This window comes from Serratia sp. JSRIV004 (assembly GCF_019968705.1).
In the GTDB taxonomy this organism is placed as follows: domain Bacteria; phylum Pseudomonadota; class Gammaproteobacteria; order Enterobacterales; family Enterobacteriaceae; genus Chania; species Chania fonticola_B.
The window spans coordinates 5,994,139-6,010,942 of the sequence record NZ_CP074140.1; the positions used below are offsets into that span (position 1 = coordinate 5,994,139).

At 51.9% G+C, this 16,804-nt stretch carries 11 protein-coding genes, 1 tRNA gene and 3 rRNA genes; 5 read left to right on the forward strand and 10 right to left on the reverse strand.

Going from position 1 to position 16,804, the window contains the following annotated elements:
- Window positions 1–147: 147 nt before the first annotated feature.
- Window positions 148–696 carry a Der GTPase-activating protein YihI gene (gene yihI / locus KGP21_RS28530; protein ID WP_223498636.1) on the reverse strand — a complete coding sequence of 183 codons (549 nt, stop codon included), beginning with the start codon at window positions 694–696 and terminating at the stop codon, window positions 148–150.
- A gap of 745 nt (window positions 697–1,441) precedes the next feature.
- Between yihI and yihA the strand changes: the two genes are divergently transcribed.
- A complete protein-coding gene (yihA, locus tag KGP21_RS28535; protein WP_024482967.1) occupies window positions 1,442–2,089 on the forward strand; it encodes a ribosome biogenesis GTP-binding protein YihA/YsxC in 648 nt (215 codons plus the stop codon).
- 544 nt (window positions 2,090–2,633) lie between these two features.
- On the opposite strand, the gene polA is transcribed toward yihA, so the two are convergent.
- Window positions 2,634–5,429, reverse strand: coding sequence for a DNA polymerase I (gene polA, locus KGP21_RS28540; protein ID WP_115159570.1), 2,796 nt, complete (start codon window positions 5,427–5,429; stop codon window positions 2,634–2,636).
- Between the two features lie 396 nt (window positions 5,430–5,825).
- A complete protein-coding gene (locus KGP21_RS28545; protein WP_223501588.1) occupies window positions 5,826–6,071 on the reverse strand; it encodes a hypothetical protein in 246 nt (81 codons plus the stop codon).
- Here KGP21_RS28545 and KGP21_RS28550 point away from each other — a divergent pair.
- Window positions 5,983–6,822 (forward strand): acyltransferase, encoded by an 840-nt coding sequence (locus tag KGP21_RS28550; protein WP_245398330.1) that lies wholly within the window; start codon window positions 5,983–5,985, stop codon window positions 6,820–6,822. The genes KGP21_RS28545 and KGP21_RS28550 overlap by 89 nt on opposite strands.
- Before the next feature lie 46 nt (window positions 6,823–6,868).
- Here the strand turns inward: KGP21_RS28550 and dsbA are convergent, their stop codons facing one another.
- From dsbA to KGP21_RS28565, 3 genes are all read right to left on the reverse strand, one after another.
- Entirely contained in the window at window positions 6,869–7,492 is a 624-nt protein-coding gene (dsbA, locus tag KGP21_RS28555; protein WP_024482970.1) for a thiol:disulfide interchange protein DsbA, read from the reverse strand.
- Window positions 7,493–7,521: 29 nt separating this feature from the next.
- The gene (locus KGP21_RS28560) at window positions 7,522–8,508 is read right to left on the reverse strand and encodes a serine/threonine protein kinase (protein ID WP_071683787.1); all 987 of its coding nucleotides are present in this window, start codon (window positions 8,506–8,508) and stop codon (window positions 7,522–7,524) included.
- A gap of 93 nt (window positions 8,509–8,601) precedes the next feature.
- Complete coding sequence (locus tag KGP21_RS28565; RefSeq protein ID WP_059199298.1) at window positions 8,602–8,871, reverse strand: YihD family protein; 270 nt, start codon at window positions 8,869–8,871, stop codon at window positions 8,602–8,604.
- A 151-nt stretch (window positions 8,872–9,022) separates the two neighbouring features.
- On the opposite strand from KGP21_RS28565, the gene mobA reads away from it, so the two are divergent.
- Complete coding sequence (gene mobA / locus KGP21_RS28570; protein WP_115159618.1) at window positions 9,023–9,613, forward strand: molybdenum cofactor guanylyltransferase MobA; 591 nt, start codon at window positions 9,023–9,025, stop codon at window positions 9,611–9,613.
- Window positions 9,610–10,131, forward strand: coding sequence for a molybdopterin-guanine dinucleotide biosynthesis protein MobB (gene mobB / locus KGP21_RS28575; RefSeq protein WP_094983259.1), 522 nt, complete (start codon window positions 9,610–9,612; stop codon window positions 10,129–10,131). Before mobA ends, mobB begins: the two co-directional genes overlap by 4 nt.
- Window positions 10,132–10,436: 305 nt before the next feature.
- Here the strand turns inward: mobB and rrf are convergent.
- The 4 genes from rrf to KGP21_RS28595 form a co-directional block, all read right to left on the reverse strand.
- Window positions 10,437–10,552 (reverse strand): 5S ribosomal RNA (rrf, locus tag KGP21_RS28580).
- A 101-nt stretch (window positions 10,553–10,653) separates the two neighbouring features.
- A 23S ribosomal RNA gene (locus KGP21_RS28585) occupies window positions 10,654–13,561 on the reverse strand.
- 242 nt (window positions 13,562–13,803) lie between these two features.
- Window positions 13,804–13,879, reverse strand: a tRNA-Glu gene (locus KGP21_RS28590).
- 145 nt (window positions 13,880–14,024) lie between these two features.
- A 16S ribosomal RNA gene (locus tag KGP21_RS28595) occupies window positions 14,025–15,565 on the reverse strand.
- The 16S, 23S and 5S rRNA genes sit together here with 1 tRNA gene alongside, the layout of an rRNA operon.
- A 519-nt stretch (window positions 15,566–16,084) precedes the next feature.
- Between KGP21_RS28595 and KGP21_RS28600 the strand changes: the two genes are divergently transcribed.
- Window positions 16,085–16,774, forward strand: coding sequence for a FadR/GntR family transcriptional regulator (locus KGP21_RS28600; protein ID WP_115160461.1), 690 nt, complete (start codon window positions 16,085–16,087; stop codon window positions 16,772–16,774).
- Window positions 16,775–16,804: the final 30 nt, after the last annotated feature.

Genomic DNA, 16,804 nt, shown 5'->3' on the forward strand with positions numbered 1-16,804 from the left:
GGAAATGGGCAGTTGTCTACGCTGTCTGGCCGCGGAAGCGCTGCGAAAACGCGTTTTGCGCTTCGACAGCCGCCACAGTTTACCGAATAACCACAGTAGATAACATGTCAACAGTAGGGCTATTGCCGGGATCAGCCACATAACCGCTTAAAATACGTCTTTCGGGTTACCGCCTTTCAGCAGTTTCAGAATATCTTCCTGCTTCTCTTCCTGCTCTTCGTCGTCTTCATCACCCAGTTCGATGCCCAGCTGTTCCATCAGCGCATCAATACGATCCAGGGTTTGATCAACGTACGCCTGATCTTCCGCGCTCAGCGTGGCGCCTTCATCCAGGCGATCCAGCAAGGCATCCAGACGTTCATCGTTTTCCAGCTTGGTCAGTTCTTCTTCTGGCGTGAGGCGCGGTTTTTCTGCCTTCGGTTTTGGCTGTGGCTTGGTCGCCTTCACTTTAGCGTCGACCACCAGCGCAACCGGCACTTTACTGCCGAGACGAGGATCTTTGGGTTGCGCGCCAGTTTTATTTTTCTGGCTGGCAGACTCAACCTGGGTACGTGAACCGGAAGCCAGGCCACGGCGCTTTTTCAGGCGCTTGCGCTCGCGCGCTTCCTGATCGAGCTCCACACGACTTTTCTTTTTACTTTTTGACGTCGCCGCGCTGCTGCGTGGGCCGCGAGGTGCTTTTGATGGCTGGTTCATGGCTTTTACTCTTAGGTATGTAGATCCAGTATAGAATTGCTATACGGTTGCGGCGGAATCTAGCAGAAAGCAGACAAAGAAAAAAGGCGGCAGGTTAAAACCTGCCGCCTATTTCGCACCTTCACTCGAAGGATATTCCTGCTCCGCGCTCCATGCGCACACTCAACATCCCGGTTTTTCCATCTGCGATAACCGCGCTCCCTGCTACTACGTCTTTCATCCTGAAAGAAAAAATCATCCGTGCTGCGATCCGTTCGCTTCCACTCTTCCTGAGTGCGCTTCCCGCGGGCGTCCCAATTGCAGTCACTTCATCATCCGTGTACTATTCGTGCGCTCCGGCACCAATAGTTTCAATTCCATCTGACATCATCCTGGTACTCATTACACTGCCTGTGTATTCCCTGAGATTTTTCACCCTTCCTGGATGTTCCTGTTTCCTTGGCCTCCTGCCTTGCAACCTACTTTACGCTTTTATGGGATGTGCTCAAGATACCTACAGGTGGCTTACGACGATCTTTTACTTAACGAAATTACAATGCCCTGTTTTATAACAAATAAAATATTTACAGCTTTCGAATAAAGCGACATTACCCCCAATTCGAATGGTCAATGTCTCACACGGCGGTCGACCTTTTGCCACAAGGGCTCAGTGGTTAAAACGCTTAATAACCGAGAAACACACCCTTTTAGCGCTGATGCAGTTATAATCGCCCACCAGATAGCCATCCTCACGGAGACGAAAATTTTGACCAGCAAGAACTACAATTACCATGTGACCCATTTCGTCACCAGTGCACCCGATATTCGCCACCTACCGGGGGATGAAGGTATTGAAGTTGCGTTCGCCGGCCGTTCCAACGCCGGTAAGTCCAGCGCACTGAATACCCTGACCAATCAGAAAGGCCTGGCACGTACCAGTAAAACGCCGGGGCGTACCCAGCTGATTAACCTGTTCGAGGTCGAAGAAGGCATTCGCCTGGTCGACCTGCCAGGCTATGGCTATGCCGAAGTGCCGGAAGAGATGAAGAAGAAATGGCAGCGGGCGCTGGGTGAATACCTGCAAATGCGTAACTGCCTGAAAGGCCTGGTGGTGCTGATGGATATTCGTCATCCGCTCAAAGACCTGGACCAACAGATGATCCAGTGGGCCGTCGACGTTGGCACGCCAGTGCTGGTCCTGCTGACCAAGGCCGATAAGCTGGCCTCTGGTGCCCGCAAGGCACAACTCAATATGGTGCGTGAGGCCGTGCTGCCATTTATGGGTGATATTCAGGTGGAAGCCTTCTCGTCACCGAAAAAGATCGGTGTCGATAAACTGAGCCAGAAGTTGAATACCTGGTTTAACGAGATCCCACCGGAAGTGCTGCCGGAAGACGATATCGGCGGGGAATGATAACCGCTGCGGGTATTTCGTAGTGGGCCGCATGCAGAGCCGATGCTAAAACATCGGCTTTTTTACGCCCGTTATCACCCTACACGAGGCCGCATTTCGTTATCTAATTACAATTTTGACTAAAAGCCATCATAAAAACTTATGGTAGATAGTGCGCTGTCAGGAGATACATGCAGATAAATCAGCCAAAGGAACGGCAGGAGAAGAGCAGGCGGGGATAACGAAAATCGATGCTTTTGCTTTGTTTTTACAATAAAAAACGCCCCAGTCAATACTGACTGGGGCGGCTAAATATTCAGCCAAATCCGATTACGTGAAGTAAAAGGTCTGAAAGATAGAACATCTTACCTCTGTACCCTACGTCTGTAACTCTACATCATTTTTTCACGCTGCAAAAGAATTTTTTGTAGTTTACTTACACGATCCGGGCACTAACAACGCCAATTTAGTCGAAACAATCACCGAAGGATGTTGCTCAATTACCAAAAGTGCTTAGGTTTTCGCCAGTTAGCGAAAACTGGCCATAACGTATCACCCAGGGTAATCAGTGAGCCTCATCCCAGTTTTTACCTACGCCGATGTCCACCCGCAGCGGAACAGCCAGCTGCATACTGTTTTCCATTAACTCATGAATGCGCAGGCTGGCCTCTTCGATGGCGGACTCGTGGATTTCAAACACCAGTTCATCGTGTACCTGCATGATCATGCGCACCAGCGGCTTCTCAGGCCCTTGCAGCCAGGCATCCACCTCAATCATCGCACGTTTGATGATATCCGCAGCAGTGCCCTGCATAGGGGCGTTAATCGCCGCTCTCTCGGCCGCCTTGCGACGCATACCGTTACTGGAGCGAACGTCCGGCAGATACAACCGGCGGCCATCCAGCGTGCTGACGTAGCCCTGCTCGGCGGCCTGCTGACGGGTGCGCTCCATATACTCCAGCACGCCAGGGTAGCGCTCGAAGTACAGATCCATATAGCGCTGCGCTTCGCCGCGCGGGATCCCCAACTGGCGAGCCAAACCAAATGCGCTCATGCCGTAAATCAGACCAAAGTTAATCGCCTTGGCACTGCGACGCTGTTCGTTGGTGACCTTCTCCAACGCCAGACCAAAGACTTCTGCCGCCGTTGCCCGGTGTATGTCCTTACCTTCAGCAAACGCTGTGAGCAAGCCTTCGTCCTGCGATAAATGGGCCATGATGCGCAGTTCAATCTGCGAGTAGTCCGCCGCGACAATACGGTAACCCTCAGGCGCAATAAATGCCTGACGGATACGGCGCCCTTCATCGTTACGTACCGGAATGTTTTGCAGGTTTGGATCGCTGGATGACAGGCGACCGGTGGCGGTGACGGCTTGGTGATAGGAAGTATGCACCCGCCCGCTAACCGGGTTGATCATCAACGGCAGTTTGTCGGTATAGGTGGTTTTCAGCTTCGCCAGACCACGGTATTCCAGGATCACTTTCGGCAGCGGATAATCCAGCGCCAACTCGGCCAGCACTTCCTCATTGGTTGAAGGAGCACCGCCAGGGGTCTTTTTCAGCACCGGCAGCTTTTGCTTTTCATACAAAATGGCCTGCAACTGCTTGGTCGAGGCCAGATTGAACGGCTCTTCTGCCAATTCATGGGCCTGCACTTCAAGCTCGCCGAGGCGCTTGGTCAACTCAATGGAGTGAGCAGCCAGAATGTTAGGATCGATCAGCACCCCGGTGCGTTCGATATGGGAAAGCACCGGCAACAGCGGCATTTCAATCTCATTGAATACCGTCAGCAGGCCTTCACTCTCTTTCAACTGCGGCCACATCGCCAAATGCAGCTGTAGCGTAACGTCGGCATCTTCTGCCGCATAAGGGCCCGCCTCTTCAAGGGCGATCTGGTTAAAGGTTAACTGTTTTTTGCCTTTGCCCGCGATCTCTTCGAAGGTAATGGTTTTATGGCCCAGGTAGCGATCGGCCAGGCTATCCATATCGTGACGGCCACTGACGCTGTCGAGTACGTAGGACTCCAGCATGGTGTCGTAGGCGATACCGCGTAGATCGATGTCATAGCGGGCCAGCAGGCTTTTATCGAACTTCAGGTTCTGCCCCACCTTCAACGCCTTTTCGTCTTCCAGCAGCGGCTTCAGGATGGCCAGCACGTGGTTACGATCCAGCTGTGGGGGAGCATCCAGATAATCGTGTGCAACCGGCAGGTACGCCGCCACGCCAGGCTCAATGGCGAAGGACAGACCGATCAGGTTAGCCGTCAGGGTATCCAGGCCGTCAGTTTCGGTATCGAAGGCGAAAACTTCGGCCTGTTTCAGGCGCTGCATCCAATCGGCGAAGGTTTCCTCATCCAGAATGGTGACGTAACCTTCCTGCGACAGGGTAGGCTCTGCGGTGGCTCTTGGTGCTTCTACCGTTGAGGCTGGCTTGGCTGCAGCGCTGGCCTTACGACCTGACCCTTTGTTTTCTAACCAGGTCCCGGCTTCTACATCGGCCATCCAGCGTTTGAACTCGTAGCGCTTAAACAGTGCCTGCAGCTGATCGACATCCGGCGGGCTCACTTCCAGCTCACTGCATTTCAGATCCAGTTCAACATCGGTTTTGATCGTCGCCAGTTTGTAAGAGAGGTAGGCCACCTCTTTGTTCTGCTCCAGCTTGGCCGCCATGGTCTTGGCACCGCGGAAGCTCAGCGTGGCAATGCTATCCAGATTGGCATAGAGCTGATCCAGGCCCCCTAACCCTTGCAACAGCGCCTGGGCCGTTTTCTCACCCACCCCAGGTACGCCAGGGATGTTATCTGACGAATCCCCCATCAGCGCCAGGAAATCGATGATCAGTTCAGGAGGAATACCGTATTTATCACAGACCTCCTGCGGGCCGAGGATGGTGTTGTTCATGGTATTGATCAGGGTAACATTCGGCGTCACCAACTGAGCCATATCTTTGTCACCGGTGCTGATCAACACGGCATGACCCGCTTTCTCAGCCTCTAGCGCCAGAGTGCCGATTACGTCATCGGCCTCTACGCCAGGTGTAACCAGCAACGGTAACCCCATGGCTTTAACCATCTGGTGCAGCGGTTCGATCTGCGCTCGCAAATCGTCCGGCATCGGTGGCCGATGTGATTTATATTCGGCAAACAGCTCGTCACGGAAGGTCTTCCCTTTGGCATCAAACACCACCGCCACATGGCTGGGGGTATACTGCAACAGCAGGCTACGCAGCATGTTCAGCACACCGTACATCGCTCCCGTCGGCTCACCGACCGAGTTTGTCAGCGGTGGGAAGGCGTGGTAGGCGCGGTAAAGGTAAGAGGAACCATCCACCAGGATTAATGGGTTTTCTGCAATCTGGGCCATAACGTTTCTTTTTCGTGAAAAGGACTGGGGTAAGGATGCCATAGCTAGCCGCTGGTGACGAACCTTAGCGTGCAATATGGCCAAATTAGATGAGATCCTGTGAAGCGATCCGCAAGATCCTGCCTGTGGATAACTTTGTGCATAGTTTAGCAACTGAATTATAACGAAGGTAATATCGTTATAATGGAGAATAAAATTCCTAGACAAATCACACTGTTGAAAGAGGGGATTGGCGGTTTTGCTATTTATCGTGTTTCAGTTAATTTGTGGATATAACTGGGGCCGAAGTTTAATCGCACGTTTAATCAATTTAGGCACCTCAATGACCATAGCACAAGATTGAAAATCTGCACGCCAACGGCTAACAACTGGCAATTTCTACCAGGTTAAAATCGCTTACTTATAGCCGCGTATTCTTGGCCAGGATTCTGTTAAAATATTTTTTTGTTGGTACGTACTGACGTATCTAACCATGTTTCCTTCAACCGTCAGCACTAAACCCATGCCAAAATTGCTAGCCCCTGTTATTTTTATCTTTTCTGCGCTGCTTGCCATTGGCGTAACGATGCTGTGCTCCATCCCCATTGTTTTGGCCGGTATCATTAAGCTTTTGATCCCCATGCCCGCCGTTTGGCGATACATTTCAGCCTTTGCTGACCTGACGATGTGGTGCTGGTGCCAATGCCTGGCAGTATTGTTACGAATTAATCCCCGCTTGCAGTGGGATATTCAAGGGCTGCACGGGCTGGAGAAAAAGAATTGGTATTTGCTGATCAGCAACCATAAAAGCTGGTCGGACATTGTAGTGCTGTGTGTGTTATTCCGTCACCATATACCTATGAATAAGTACTTCCTGAAACAGCAACTGGCCTGGATCCCCTTCGTCGGCCTGGCCTGCTGGGCGTTGGATATGCCCTTTATGAAGCGCTACTCGCGGGCCTATCTGCACAGACATCCAGAGAAAAGCGGGCAGGATATCGAAACCACGCGGCGTTCCTGCGACAAGTTTCGCCTGCGCCCGACCACCATCGTCAATTTCGTTGAGGGGTCTCGTTTCACCGAGGCCAAGAAAATTAAAACCCGCTCACCCTACCGCAATTTGCTCGCCCCGAAAGCTGCCGGGATCGCCTTTACGCTTAGTGCGCTTGGCCAGCAATTTGATAAGATCCTGAATGTCACCTTGTGCTATCCGGATAACCGTGAGCATCCCTTTATGGATATGTTGTGTGGCCGTTTGCAACGGGTTGTCGTCAGGATTGAATGCCTGCCGATTGATGAGTCGCTGCACGGGGATTACTTCAATGACAAACTGTTTAAACGTAAATTCCAGATTTGGCTGAATACGTTGTGGCAGGAAAAAGATGGTTTGCTAGACAGGCTCAAGCGTGAATAAGTTAAAAAAAACGCCGGATTAACCGGCGTTGATTTCTTGCTGCAGGTTACTTTTGTTCGGTCAGGAACTTAACGACATCAGCAAATTGCTTGACGTAAACGTCCATGCTGCTGGTATCCAGGCCATCGTTTTTCACCATGTATTTGCCATTAACAAATACCGCTGGCACGCCGCGCAGTTGCAAATCTTCTGCCGCTTTCTCTTGCTGAGCCACCAGAGATTTCACCACGAAGCTGTTTAAAGCCGCGTCATAGTCTTCACCTGCTACGCCTGCATTGACGAATACCTTGCGGATATCGTCAGGCGTTTGCACGGTTTGAGTTTTCTGAATCGCTTCAAACATTGGCTGAGTAATTTTGTCTTCTACACCCAGAGCCATGGCAACTGCCCAGGCCTGAGTTAATTGCTTACCCAATGGACCCAGGAATTCCACATGGTATTTGGTCATCTTGGTGCCTTCAGGCAGCGCTTTTTTGACCGCATCAGAAATATGGTATGTCTCTTCAAACTGGTAGCAGTGCGGGCAGTAGAAAGAGAAGAACTCCAGCACCTGTGGTTCGCCAGTTACCGGCTTATCCAAAGTGATGTATTGCGTACCGTCACTGAATTGCGCAGCGGAGGCACTGAATGCCATCACCATACCAACGAGTGCCAACCAAATTTTTTTCATAACACTAAACTCTCCATTATGTTAATGCTTCAATACATTGGCATGAGCTGCAGAGGGGGTTCCTGCAACAGCTTAACCTGTTCAGTAAATGCCGCAGTCTGAGATAACCAGAAATCAGACTCCGCCATCCACGGGAAACTTTTTGGAAACGCGGGATCCTGCCAACGGCGCGCTACCCATGCCAGGTAATACACCATGCGCATGGCCCGCAAGGGTTCGATCAACGCCAACTCGCGCTGATCAAATTCGGCAAATTCGCCATAGGCCTCCAGCAGGATATCCAGCTGCATCAGCCGATCGCGACGTTCGCCGTGTAACAACATCCACAAATCCTGTATTGCCGGCCCGTTGCGTGCATCGTCAAGATCGACGAACAGCGGACCATCACGCCACAAGATATTGCCTGGGTGGCAATCGCCATGCAAACGCAGCGGTTGCCAATCCAGTTGCCAGTGCGGTTTGATAGCGTCAATCAACGTATCCGTAGCCCGCAGGAAAGTCTCGCGCTGGGCCTTGGGAACTAAATCACAGCTGGCCAGAACCTGCCGGGGCTCTGTGAGATACTCTTCAATGCCAATGGTCGGCCGCTCGGTAAACAGGCTTTCGCTACCCACCTGGTGGATGCGGCCAAGAAAACGCCCGACCCACTCCAGCTGTTCCAGATTATCGATCTCGTACTGTCGGCCACCGACGCTCGGAAATACGGTAAAGAAAAAGCCTGCATGGGTGTGCAGCGTATTTCCCTGTAATACCAGCGGCGCGACCGCCGGAATTTCGTTGTGCGACAAATCCAGCGCGAACCGGTGTTCTTCACCGATTTGCTCTGCACTCCAGCGTTCTGGGCGATAAAATTTCACCACGTAACGCCGACGATCTTCGTCCATAAACTGGTATACGCGGTTTTCATAGCTGTTGAGCGCCGTCAGCCCTGAATCAACACGCAAACCTATCCCTTCCAGCGCATCCATTATCAGATCGGGAGAAAGGGTTTCAAAATTAAATGCAGAGTTGTTCATAACAACCGTTCAGTTCGCCAGATGACAACAGCGTGCCAAGAATAAGAAAGAGTAGCACTAATCACCGCCACTGATGATCGCACCGCATGAATGCTAATCTTTTATCACGCCACGGGCACGCAGCAACGCCGTTTTAAAGTCTTCTTCGTAGTCTTTCTTCAAGCCTGGGATCTGTTCTGTGCCCGCACTGCCGCGCATTTTCAGATGATAGATCAAGATATCATCGCTCAGATCGCCTAACTCACCCTGAAAACCCGCTTCCTGTGCCAGCTTTTGCAGAAACTGAATCAGGTTGAGATCGGGATCCTGCTGCCAGGCCGGGTGCAAAAGCTCAATCAGTTCGTTTACGCGATGCGTTTTCATAGCAACATATCATCCAATGAAGTGATAAACCCACAAAGTAGCAGGCTTGACTACGTAGTGAAAGAACCAGCGTGTCAATAAAGGTAAATCATGATGTCTGAACAGGTTTAGCGCTACAATCAGGGCATTGGAGAGGGGTTGGATGATGACTATGCATGCAAATATAACCGGCGTTATTCTGGCCGGTGGGCGCTCTACCCGCATGGGAGGGAAAGATAAAGGATTGGTGCAAGTGGGGGATAAAACGCTGTACCAGCACGTCCTGGGCCGATTAACACCACAAGTGAGCCAGGTGATCATCAGTGCCAATCGCAATCAGCAGTGCTATCAGCAAAGCGGCTTAGAGGTCGTCGGCGATCTGACGGCAGATTACCCTGGCCCCTTAGCCGGTATATTGGCTGGCCTCACTTATGCCAACACACCATGGATTGTCTGCGCCCCCTGCGATGTACCCGATTTCCCTCTCAACCTGGTAGAACAGCTTTGGCTGCATAAAGGCAATGCCCTGGCCGCCTATGCTTGTGATGGCGAACGTGAGCATCCTACCTTCACTTTACTGCATACTAGTCTGACAGAGGAACTCACCCGTTATCTAGCCCGGGGGGAACGCAAATTGATGCTGTTCATGGCGGCTGTCGGTGCACAACAGGTGGTGTTCCGTGGGCAGCAAGACGCCTTCCGTAATTTGAATACCCCGGAAGATTGCCAACAGTGGCAGCAGGAAAAGGGGGGCGATCAATGACGGAGTTATTGCCACCCTTGCTGGCTATCGCCGCCTATAGCGGCACAGGTAAAACCACGCTGCTTAAGCAATTGATCCCACTATTAAAACAGCAACAGGTGCGCGTTGGCCTGATCAAGCATACCCACCATGATATGGATGTTGATACGCCTGGTAAGGACAGCTATGAACTGCGCAAGGCCGGTGCAGACCAGACGCTGGTTGCCAGCGATCGGCGCTGGGCATTAATGACCGAAACACCTGAACAACAGCCTTTAGATCTCCAGTATCTGGCTGGCAGATTCGATCGCAGCAAGGTGGATTTGATCCTGGTGGAAGGGTTCAAGCATGAACAGATCAGCAAAATTGTTCTCTATCGCGAGGAAGTCGGTAAACCGCTTGCAGATATGTTGGATCAGCACGTCATTGCCGTAGCCAGCGATAGGAAGATAGAAGGTGTTGCGCCGTTACTAGATATCAACCAGCCTGAAACGATCGCTGGGTTTATTGTTCAGTGGCTGAAGCAGACAAAGGCATAGTCCCCTCACCCTAACCCTCTCCCACAGGGAGAGGGAACCGATCGAGCTCGCGGATCTCTCTGTGTAATACTTCATCTTTCTACTTACTTCCAACGTCCTGAAGCGGTACGGGCAAACCCAACCTCTCCCCACTTTCCGAAGCAGTACGGGCTCATCCACGACGCCGGACGGCTCCCTCTCCCCGCGCACGGTGTTCAGGATGTTCTCGTCTGGTACTCTGGGAGAGGGCTGGGGTGAGGGGCATTTCTGTTTTCTGCGCATAGCAAAAAGGCCATCCTTGCGGATGGCCTCTTGGCTTAATTGATGCCTGGCAGTGTCCTACTCTCGCATGGGGAGACCCCACACTACCATCGGCGCTACGGCGTTTCACTTCTGAGTTCGGCATGGGGTCAGGTGGGACCACCGCGCTATTGCCGCCAGGCAAATTCGTTTCATTCTTGGCCGTTACTTTCGTAACTACCAGAACCAATCTCGGAACGTCGCTGAAAATTGTCGTCTACTCTAAAACACCTTCGGTGTTGTAAGGTTAAGCCTCACGGATCATTAGTACTGGTTAGCTCAATGCATCGCTGCACTTACACACCCAGCCTATCAACGTCTTAGTCTTAAACGTTCCTTCAGGGACCTTAAAGGCCCAGGGAAGACTCATCTCGAGGCAAGTTTCGCGCTTAGATGCTTTCAGCGCTTATCTTTTCCGCACTTAGCTACCGGGCAGTGCCATTGGCATGACAACCCGAACACCAGTGGTGCGTTCACTCCGGTCCTCTCGTACTAGGAGCAACCCCTCTCAATCTTCCAACGCCCACGGCAGATAGGGACCGAACTGTCTCACGACGTTCTAAACCCAGCTCGCGTACCACTTTAAATGGCGAACAGCCATACCCTTGGGACCTACTTCAGCCCCAGGATGTGATGAGCCGACATCGAGGTGCCAAACACCGCCGTCGATATGAACTCTTGGGCGGTATCAGCCTGTTATCCCCGGAGTACCTTTTATCCGTTGAGCGATGGCCCTTCCATTCAGAACCACCGGATCACTAAGACCTACTTTCGTACCTGCTCGAGCCGTCACTCTCGCAGTCAAGCTAGCTTATGCCTTTGCACTAACCTCACGATGTCCGACCGTGATTAGCTAACCTTCGTGCTCCTCCGTTACTCTTTGGGAGGAGACCGCCCCAGTCAAACTACCCACCAGACACTGTCCTCACCCCGGATCACGGGGCCGAGTTAGAACATCAAACATTAAAGGGTGGTATTTCAAGGTTGGCTCCATGCAGACTGGCGTCCACACTTCAAAGCCTCCCACCTATCCTACACATCAAGGCTCAATGTTCAGTGTCAAGCTATAGTAAAGGTTCACGGGGTCTTTCCGTCTTGCCGCGGGTACACTGCATCTTCACAGCGAGTTCAATTTCACTGAGTCTCGGGTGGAGACAGCCTGGCCATCATTACGCCATTCGTGCAGGTCGGAACTTACCCGACAAGGAATTTCGCTACCTTAGGACCGTTATAGTTACGGCCGCCGTTTACTGGGGCTTCGATCAAGAGCTTCGCCTTGCGGCTGACCCCATCAATTAACCTTCCAGCACCGGGCAGGCGTCACACCGTATACGTCCACTTTCGTGTTTGCACAGTGCTGTGTTTTTATTAAACAGTTGCAGCCAGCTGGTATCTGCGACTGGCTTCAGCTCCGAGAGCAAGTCTCTTCACCTACGCGCCAGCGTGCCTTCTCCCGAAGTTACGGCACCATTTTGCCTAGTTCCTTCACCCGAGTTCTCTCAAGCGCCTTGGTATTCTCTACCTGACCACCTGTGTCGGTTTGGGGTACGATTTGATGTTACCTGATGCTTAGAGGCTTTTCCTGGAAGCAGGGCATCAACTACTTCTGCACCGTAGTGCATCGTCATCACGCCTCAGGGTTGGTAGCGTTCCGGATTTACCAGGAACACCCCCCTACACGCTTAAACCGGGACAACCGTCGCCCGGCTAGCCTAGCCTTCTCCGTCCCCCCTTCGCAGTAACACCGAGTACAGGAATATTAACCTGTTTCCCATCGACTACGCCTTTCGGCCTCGCCTTAGGGGTCGACTCACCCTGCCCCGATTAACGTTGGACAGGAACCCTTGGTCTTCCGGCGAGCGGGTTTTTCACCCGCTTTATCGTTACTTATGTCAGCATTCGCACTTCTGATACCTCCAGCAAACCTCACAGTTCACCTTCAACGGCTTACAGAACGCTCCCCTACCCAACAACGCCTGAGCGTCGCTGCCGCAGCTTCGGTGCATGGTTTAGCCCCGTTACATCTTCCGCGCAGGCCGACTCGACCAGTGAGCTATTACGCTTTCTTTAAATGATGGCTGCTTCTAAGCCAACATCCTGGCTGTCTATGCCTTCCCACATCGTTTCCCACTTAACCATGACTTTGGGACCTTAGCTGGCGGTCTGGGTTGTTTCCCTCTTCACGACGGACGTTAGCACCCGCCGTGTGTCTCCCGTGATAACATTCTTCGGTATTCGGAGTTTGCATCGGTTTGGTAAGCCGGGATGGCCCCCTAGCCGAAACAGTGCTCTACCCCCGAAGATGAGTTCACGAGGCGCTACCTAAATAGCTTTCGGGGAGAACCAGCTATCTCCCGGTTTGATTGGCCTTTCACCCCCAGCCACAAGTCATCCGCTAATTTTTCAACATTAGTCGGTTCGGTCCTCCAGTTAGTGTTACCCAACCTTCAACCTGCCCATGGCTAGATCACCGGGTTTCGGGTCTATACCTTGCAACTATTCGCCCAGTTAAGACTCGGTTTCCCTACGGCTCCCCTATACGGTTAACCTTGCTACAAAATATAAGTCGCTGACCCATTATACAAAAGGTACGCAGTCACACCACGAAGGTGCTCCCACTGCTTGTACGTACACGGTTTCAGGTTCTATTTCACTCCCCTCGCCGGGGTTCTTTTCGCCTTTCCCTCACGGTACTGGTTCACTATCGGTCAGTCAGGAGTATTTAGCCTTGGAGGATGGTCCCCCCATATTCAGACAGGATGTCACGTGTCCCGCCCTACTCATCGAACTCACAGTTAATGCATTTTAGTGTACGGGGCTATCACCCTTTGCTGCGCGACTTTCCAGACGCTTCCACTAACACAAGAACTGATTCAGGTTCTGGGCTGTTCCCCGTTCGCTCGCCGCTACTAGGGGAATCTCGGTTGATTTCTTTTCCTCGGGGTACTTAGATGTTTCAGTTCCCCCGGTTCGCCTCGTATGGCTATGTATTCACCATACGATAGTGTGTCGAAACACACTGGGTTTCCCCATTCGGGTATTGCCGGTTATAACGGTTCATATCACCTTACCGACACTTTTCGCAGATTAGCACGCCCTTCATCGCCTCTGACTGCCTAGGCATCCACCGTGTACGCTTAGTCACTTAACCTCACAACCCGAAGGTGTTTCTGTAAACAGAGACACTGTCGTGCTGTTTATTTGAGAGACTCTATGACAGGTTAATCCTTACCCCAATACTTCTACGGAGGGATAAGTTTCAGCTGTCATGTTTCAATTTTCAGCTTGTTCCAGATTGTTAAAGAGCAATATCTTAAACACGACTCGCAAGAGTCATCTTTAAGATAATCAGTCACGAATGACCGGTGATAATGTCTTTCACTCATTATCGGATGGCGTCCCCAAGGGGATTCGAACCCCTGTTACAGCCGTGAAAGGGCAGTGTCCTAGGCCTCTAGACGATGGGGACACAAAATCCGATTAAACCCAGGGTTTAACCGTTTCTCGTATCAGCATGAGTCCAGAAGACTCATTACATCAACAGGTAGCGCTTTGCTCATTACTTTTCATCAGACAATCTGTGTGGACACTGCACGCAACTGCATATCTTTAGGTAAGGAGGTGATCCAACCGCAGGTTCCCCTACGGTTACCTTGTTACGACTTCACCCCAGTCATGAATCACAAAGTGGTAAGCGCCCTCCCGAAGGTTAAGCTACCTACTTCTTTTGCAACCCACTCCCATGGTGTGACGGGCGGTGTGTACAAGGCCCGGGAACGTATTCACCGTAGCATTCTGATCTACGATTACTAGCGATTCCGACTTCACGGAGTCGAGTTGCAGACTCCGATCCGGACTACGACATACTTTATGAGGTCCGCTTGCTCTCGCGAGTTCGCTTCTCTTTGTATATGCCATTGTAGCACGTGTGTAGCCCTACTCGTAAGGGCCATGATGACTTGACGTCATCCCCACCTTCCTCCGGTTTATCACCGGCAGTCTCCTTTGAGTTCCCGCCATTACGCGCTGGCAACAAAGGATAAGGGTTGCGCTCGTTGCGGGACTTAACCCAACATTTCACAACACGAGCTGACGACAGCCATGCAGCACCTGTCTCACAGTTCCCGAAGGCACCAATCCATCTCTGGAAAGTTCTGTGGATGTCAAGAGTAGGTAAGGTTCTTCGCGTTGCATCGAATTAAACCACATGCTCCACCGCTTGTGCGGGCCCCCGTCAATTCATTTGAGTTTTAACCTTGCGGCCGTACTCCCCAGGCGGTCGACTTAACGCGTTAGCTCCGGAAGCCACGCCTCAAGGGCACAACCTCCAAGTCGACATCGTTTACAGCGTGGACTACCAGGGTATCTAATCCTGTTTGCTCCCCACGCTTTCGCACCTGAGCGTCAGTCTTTGTCCAGGGGGCCGCCTTCGCCACCGGTATTCCTCCAGATCTCTACGCATTTCACCGCTACACCTGGAATTCTACCCCCCTCTACAAGACTCTAGCTTGCCAGTTTCAAATGCAGTTCCCAAGTTAAGCTCGGGGATTTCACATCTGACTTAACAAACCGCCTGCGTGCGCTTTACGCCCAGTAATTCCGATTAACGCTTGCACCCTCCGTATTACCGCGGCTGCTGGCACGGAGTTAGCCGGTGCTTCTTCTGCGAGTAACGTCAATGAACAGTGCTATTAACACCGAACCCTTCCTCCTCGCTGAAAGTGCTTTACAACCCGAAGGCCTTCTTCACACACGCGGCATGGCTGCATCAGGCTTGCGCCCATTGTGCAATATTCCCCACTGCTGCCTCCCGTAGGAGTCTGGACCGTGTCTCAGTTCCAGTGTGGCTGGTCATCCTCTCAGACCAGCTAGGGATCGTCGCCTAGGTGAGCCATTACCTCACCTACTAGCTAATCCCATCTGGGCACATCCGATGGTGTGAGGCCCGAAGGTCCCCCACTTTGGTCCGAAGACGTTATGCGGTATTAGCTACCGTTTCCAGTAGTTATCCCCCTCCATCGGGCAGTTTCCCAGACATTACTCACCCGTCCGCCGCTCGTCACCCAGGAGCAAGCTCCTTGTGCTACCGCTCGACTTGCATGTGTTAGGCCTGCCGCCAGCGTTCAATCTGAGCCATGATCAAACTCTTCAATTAAAAGCTTGATTTGCTGCAACTCGTGCAGCGATGCTCGAAAATTAACTTTCGTAATCATTCATTCGCATGAATGACTGCTTGGTCACTCTTCAAGACTTGATATTTTTTTGCTACCGAAGTAGCTGGATATCGTCTTGTGAGTGCCCACACAGATTGTCTGATAAATTGTTAAAGAGCGTTCGTTACCGGGAAGTTTCTCGGTAACGCGGGAGGTGCATATTACGCTTTCCCGCTGAAGAGTCAACCTTTTTCTCTTACGAGACGCGGTGTTTTCACCGGGTTGCTTCTTCCTGGCTGGGCGACTTGTTCGTCGTTGTTCCCGGTCAGTGGAGGCGCATTATAGGGAGTTCTCAGAAGGGCGCAACCCCTAAATTCAAAAAACTTTTCAAGCGCGGCTTTTTTCGGCAAAACGCTGTCTTGTTCGTCGTTTTTGACACTTTTCCTCGAAAACAGCCGTAAAAGCTGGCGCTCCCTGGCGTAAAATGAAAGATAACAATGCAGTTAAAAGGAACCGCAGCCATGCAATTCGATGCTCAACAACAGGCGGCACAGCGTAATCTTTCTTATCTGCTGGCAGAAAAGCTCGGCCAACAGATCCTGGCCGGTGAATATCAAGCCGGCAGCATCCTGCCAGGCGAGATGGATTTGGCAGAACACTTTGGCGTCAGTCGCACTGCAGTACGTGAAGCAGTAAAAATGCTGGCGGCCAAAGGCATGCTGTTGCCGCGCCCCCGCATCGGCACCAGGGTCATGCCGCAAAGCCAATGGAACTTCCTCGATCAGGATCTGCTGACCTGGTGGATGACCAGAGAGAACTTCGACCAGGTCATGCAGCACTTCCTTATTCTACGCACGTCGCTGGAACCTCAGGCCTGTTCATTGGCAGCCATCAACGCCACCCAGGAGCAAAAGACGCGATTGGTCACGCTGATGACAGAAATGCAGGCGCTACACGTGGATTTTGACCGCGAACGCTGGATTGAGGTCGATACCCAGTACCACCAGCTAATCTATGAAGCCAGCGCCAATCCGTTTCTCACCTCGTTCGCCAACCTGTTCAGCTCGGTGTATCAAAGCTATTTCCGGGCGATCACCGGTAATGAAGTGATCAAACTGCAACACCATCAGGCCATTGTGGATGCCATAGTCGCCAGTGACAGCACCGCAGCCCTCACTGCATGCCAAACATTGTTGCAGGGCAATGCGTAAACTCCGCAGCTATATATAGAAGGAAAATGG